Source organism: Atopobacter phocae ATCC BAA-285 (genome assembly GCF_000526675.1).
Classification (GTDB): domain Bacteria; phylum Bacillota; class Bacilli; order Lactobacillales; family Aerococcaceae; genus Atopobacter; species Atopobacter phocae.
In genome coordinates this window covers 1-4,723 of the sequence record NZ_JAGN01000064.1, presented here as the reverse complement: position 1 = coordinate 4,723, position 4,723 = coordinate 1, and the positions used below count along the sequence as shown (strand labels likewise).

Genomic DNA, 4,723 nt, shown 5'->3' with positions numbered 1-4,723 from the left:
TTTTAAGAACATTTAAACACTATAACACGTATATTCAAAATACTTTTGCTTATCCTCAATTGACTAATGGGCCGATTGAAGGATTAAACAACAAAATCAAGGTACTTAAGCGAACTGCTTATGGTTACCGTAATTATTCACACTTTAAAAATAGAATTTTATTGATGATGCGTTTATACGCGCCAAATCATCCGCCCAAAATCGCTGTTTCTTAACACTAATTTTGAATACAATTGATCCAATCATTTGCTTATTTTATCTTTTGATCTAAAAAAAGAGGAGAAGTAACCATACGGTTACCTCACCTCATCATCAACCCTTTTTGACAAAGAGCCGAAAAAAAGAATACCCTCATTCAAGAGTATTCTAAGTCTAATGATTTGTTTTCTGATCTGGTTCAGTATAAAAAGAACTATGAAAATTATATGAATAAAGAGGTGAAGAGGTAACTATCCTCTCTACTTAACTAAATTTTACTCAACGTATTAAGAAAATATGTTGGATATTCCATAAGTAAATTCTCTAATTCTTTTTTTGATTCTTTTATTGCTCGTTTAGTTTTTTTCTTGCTCCTACAATCATATACTTCTAAATGACTTGAAATTTTTTGAGATAATATTCTATCCGAAAAACCTAATTCATACACATATATTGATGTTTGATTTGGTAACCCATATCTCGCTCTACTTATAATATCATTAAGTTTGTTAATTATTTCCTCACTGCAATCTCTAGTATCTAAGACTTCTATCAAAGATTGTGTTATCGATAATGAAACATAGCCAAAATCATAGTCACATAATAAAATTATCTGATCTAATGAAATAGCTCTGTATTTCATCCCCCATTTTATACTCGCGTTCTTTGATGAAGCATAATTAAATATTTCAATGTATGTAACACCTGATAACCATAATTTTAGCAATGACGAAACTATGCTAAGATCATTCAGTTTAGAAATCACCTTACAATCCTTAGAGTTGATAATTTGTTCTGCTATTAAATCAGTTAATTCAGCATCACTAAAGTTATTAATTTGAAAAATATTATCATCAATAAATTTAGATAATTCTTTCATTTTCATAATTCCTAACATGCTCTTACTGAACGTTAGCTTCTCCTCAATTTCAATATCATTTATGCTATTTCTTATTATTTCATATATATTTATTAAGTCTTGTCTCTCAGTCTCGTTAGACAAATAATATCCATAAGTTAACTTAATGATTTCTGAACTATTATCCTCAATATCAAGGAAATTTAAAATAAAATTTTCTAATGAAATCAATATGTTTTCGATATTATTTAATTGATATAAAATTTCTTCTGCTAATTTTTTGTCTTTTGCTTTAAACTCGATTATTTTTTTCTATTTTCAAAGTATTTTTCCGAATTTAAATATCTAGATGATATATATTTTTTTATAAATGACGAAGGAATTGGACTTTTATCACTTAGCTCAATACCACGTACTATTTTCAATAAATTGCTATAACACGCCTCTGAATTATCTGCATTCAAAAGATGTTCGTATTTATCTAATTTATAAGAATCTTGATTGGTTTTATAAACATTCTCCGTAAGTATTATAGTACCTTCTGTTTGTTTTCCTGCTCTTGCAGTTCGACCAAGTAAATTATGAAAATCTCTTACTTTAATAATTTCTCTTGACTGATAAACGTTGGAAATTATTAAATATTTCAATGGTAAGTTTACACCTTGGGCTAACGTTGAAGTACAAACAACACATGATAATAAGGAATTTCTTAAAGCATACTCTGTAGAGACTCTTACACCATTAGGTACTCCTGAATGGTGACCTACAATTCCTTTCAAAGCAGAAAAGTATAACGGGTTCTCTCCCAAATGTTCTTTAATTAATCTAGCTATTTTTGTAGTTTCATGAATGTCTGACTCTTCAATGAAATTAGTGAGAGGAACCCCTCTTTCTTCAAGTTCAATAAATCTAGATAGAACTTTATTTACAGTATCCTTTCTTGAACAAAAAATAGCAACACTCCCATTTTTCACAAGTTTTATTGCATAATAAATGCTTACATCTTGTTTGTTCTTCTCTAAGTCTGGAAAATATCTGATGTTTCTTTCTTTACCTAACTTATTTAATTTAACAGGTTGTATTACTCTTGGTACAAAAAACTCCTCTTCCAACCCCTTGATAGGATCTACAAAATATAAATTACTATAACTGTTTCTTTTCGTTGAGTTAAATGTATTAAAAGCTACGGTTTTTTCAGTAGTTTTTATAGTGTTATTCTTGACAACTACACCTTGTTCATTTATCCATTCGTTCAATTGAGAAGCATTTGAAATAACTGCTGAAACTAAGAGTTTCTGAGCATCATCTTTGATATAATACTTTATTGTAGATAATAGAAGCTCATAATCTGTACCCCTCGATTCATCATCAAATAAGTGTGCCTCATCAAAAACAATCATATTAATGTAATCAATAATTTCTTTATTGTGTTTCAAAATATAAGAAAGTTTTTCTGGAGTCATAACCAATATTTTCTTTTCAGACGAATCCGTTGACAAAATACTTATTTCATTATTTTTTGGAATATCTGAGAACTCAGTTACCGCCACACTCTCATCAAAAGAAAAAAAGTTTTCTAAATCTAATAATATTTCTCTGCATAATGCTCTGAAAGGTGCCACTATTATTGCTATATTAGTTCTATCAGACAAAAAACTTGATTGAATAGCAAGTGCAACAGAAGTAGTTTTCCCAGAACTTGTTGGCATCTGGACTACTCCTGATTTTCCGTCAAAAATATCATTCTCACCCAGTAATATTTGAGACGGCCACATTTCTCTCATTTTTGAATTATTAATAAAAGTGCTTCTCCACTTTTCCTCTGGAAGATTAGAATATAAAGGCATCAATTTAATGCAAGAATTAAATATCTTTTTTTCAAAACAGAAAGAATTATGTCAACAAATAATATTTCACGCGAGTTACCAATTCTATAAGCATAATTCTTGAATTCTTCAAAATTTACTTCGACCATATCTTCATAAGCGAAAAATTGGTTATGATAATTAATTATTTTTGCAATAAATTTACGATATTTCTCACTAATTTTATCAATATGTAATTTATAACTATCATCTAATAGCCATCTAATAATTTTTTCTAATCCAGAAGCATTGAATTCAAATTGATTAGATAAAGTATTTATTAATACTTTTGAGCTACCATTCATGTTGCAAAAATAATAAGCAACCGCCCCCCATTAAAATATAATAATCATTATATACATAATCTAAGTTAGTTTGATAATATGAATCAAAAAATCTTGCTGCAAAATGAAGTTCCTCTTCCATTATTTCTGTAAGAATAATTGGCGTATTGTTTTGTTGCCAAATTACATCCGCTACATCGCCTATAATAGCTATACTAAGCAGCACTAAATCATTAGATTGAGTCTCTACACTAATATGTAACTCCTCTGGTACACTGTATTCAAACATTTTTGATTTTGCTCGTATTTTTTTTAAATAATATCTCGATTTTTCTTCTATCAGCATATACAAGCCCTCCTATAAATGTCTCGAAGGAAAGCAATAAGCTCTTTAGAATGAATTACTAATATATTTTTATCAACAATTTTATTTTCTATTTCATTTAGAACATCTAAAAAAAATTGATCAGAATATAAGTATGAATCTATTATGACTACAGCATAAAAGTTTAATGAAAAAGGTGTATCGGTTTTATTTTGAAACCTCTCAACTATTTTAGCTTCGTCAACACGATTACGAGTTAAAAGCCTTCTTTTTTCAGCATTCAGAGACTCTCCTATCCTAACTCTATCCTTTTCTGAATCAATAATAGCTTTTCCTAATGGATTATCTTCTAAACTCATCTTCTTTCCCGTTTTACTAGATCGAGTCTTAACTTCTGCAACAAGTAATTGATCCTTGGTACTTGGTTTAGAAATATTTTGAATTTTATATCCCATTACGTCAGTACCTGGTAACGGCATATCAGGATTTATTTTATCAAAATATCTTGTTCTCGAAACATAGTGTTCTAAAACAAAATTTATATAATCATATACTAATATTTCACCAAATTCTCCTGACATAGTTGCAGCACCTTGAGAATTTTGAGGGTTCGGAAAAACATTTTGCTCTAGATATTGTTTTTTTGTTAATCCTGTACCAGCGAGTAGTGATTCTAGAAGATGTTCCTCTACATAATTGTTTCTCATCCCATAAGCCCATTTATTTAAGGCTTCCTCATCAACTATTTCATTATTTAGCTTAAATATATTTGCTTTAATACCATTCGAAGAGATTAGTTCTTTATCAAATTGAAAATATTGACTATTATTAAAAAACATTTAGATCCCCTCCTCACGATAAAGTCCATATAATTGTGTAAAAGATAAAAGGCCATATAAAGCTCCTTTTACGGTACAATGTTTTTACCAGAAAACCTACCCAGGAGGACTTTATATGACCCAAGTACATTTTACACTGAATAGCGAAGAGGTTCAAAGCATTATTGAACATTCGGTAAAAGATGATGTGTCTAAAAACATTTTGACAACAGTGTTCAACCAGTTGATGGAAAATCAGCGAACAGAATATATCCAGGCTGATGACTATGAACGATCCGAAAGTCGTCAGAGTCAAAGAAATGGCTATTATGAACGAGACTTTACAACGCGGGTAGGCACACTTCGCTTAAAGG

Annotated in this window: 7 protein-coding genes; 2 read left to right on the top strand and 5 right to left on the bottom strand. The window is 29.5% G+C overall.

Annotation, left to right across the window (positions count from 1 at the left end; genetic code table 11):
- On the top strand, window positions 1-215 hold a 215-nt coding region (locus tag L866_RS09400), incomplete at its 5' end, for a transposase (RefSeq protein WP_025730829.1).
- Between the two features lie 251 nt (window positions 216-466).
- On the opposite strand, the gene L866_RS09740 is transcribed toward L866_RS09400, so the two are convergent.
- The 5 genes from L866_RS09740 to L866_RS0107950 form a co-directional block, all read right to left on the bottom strand.
- On the bottom strand, window positions 467-1,288 hold the full coding sequence (locus L866_RS09740) for a hypothetical protein (RefSeq protein WP_245578451.1): 822 nt from the start codon (window positions 1,286-1,288) through the stop codon (window positions 467-469).
- Between the two features lie 71 nt (window positions 1,289-1,359).
- Window positions 1,360-2,841, bottom strand: coding sequence for a DEAD/DEAH box helicase (locus L866_RS09735; protein WP_245578450.1), 1,482 nt, complete (start codon window positions 2,839-2,841; stop codon window positions 1,360-1,362).
- 62 nt (window positions 2,842-2,903) lie between these two features.
- A complete protein-coding gene (locus L866_RS09730; protein ID WP_245578449.1) occupies window positions 2,904-3,227 on the bottom strand; it encodes a hypothetical protein in 324 nt (107 codons plus the stop codon).
- Window positions 3,217-3,552 carry a hypothetical protein gene (locus tag L866_RS09725; RefSeq protein ID WP_245578448.1) on the bottom strand — a complete coding sequence of 112 codons (336 nt, stop codon included), beginning with the start codon at window positions 3,550-3,552 and terminating at the stop codon, window positions 3,217-3,219. The genes L866_RS09730 and L866_RS09725 overlap by 11 nt, the downstream gene beginning before the upstream one ends.
- A complete protein-coding gene (locus L866_RS0107950; RefSeq protein WP_025730827.1) occupies window positions 3,546-4,370 on the bottom strand; it encodes a Hachiman antiphage defense system protein HamA in 825 nt (274 codons plus the stop codon). Before L866_RS0107950 ends, L866_RS09725 begins: the two co-directional genes overlap by 7 nt.
- Window positions 4,371-4,485: 115 nt before the next feature.
- Here L866_RS0107950 and L866_RS0107945 point away from each other — a divergent pair.
- On the top strand, window positions 4,486-4,723 hold a 238-nt coding region (locus L866_RS0107945; protein WP_025730825.1), incomplete at its 3' end, for an IS256 family transposase.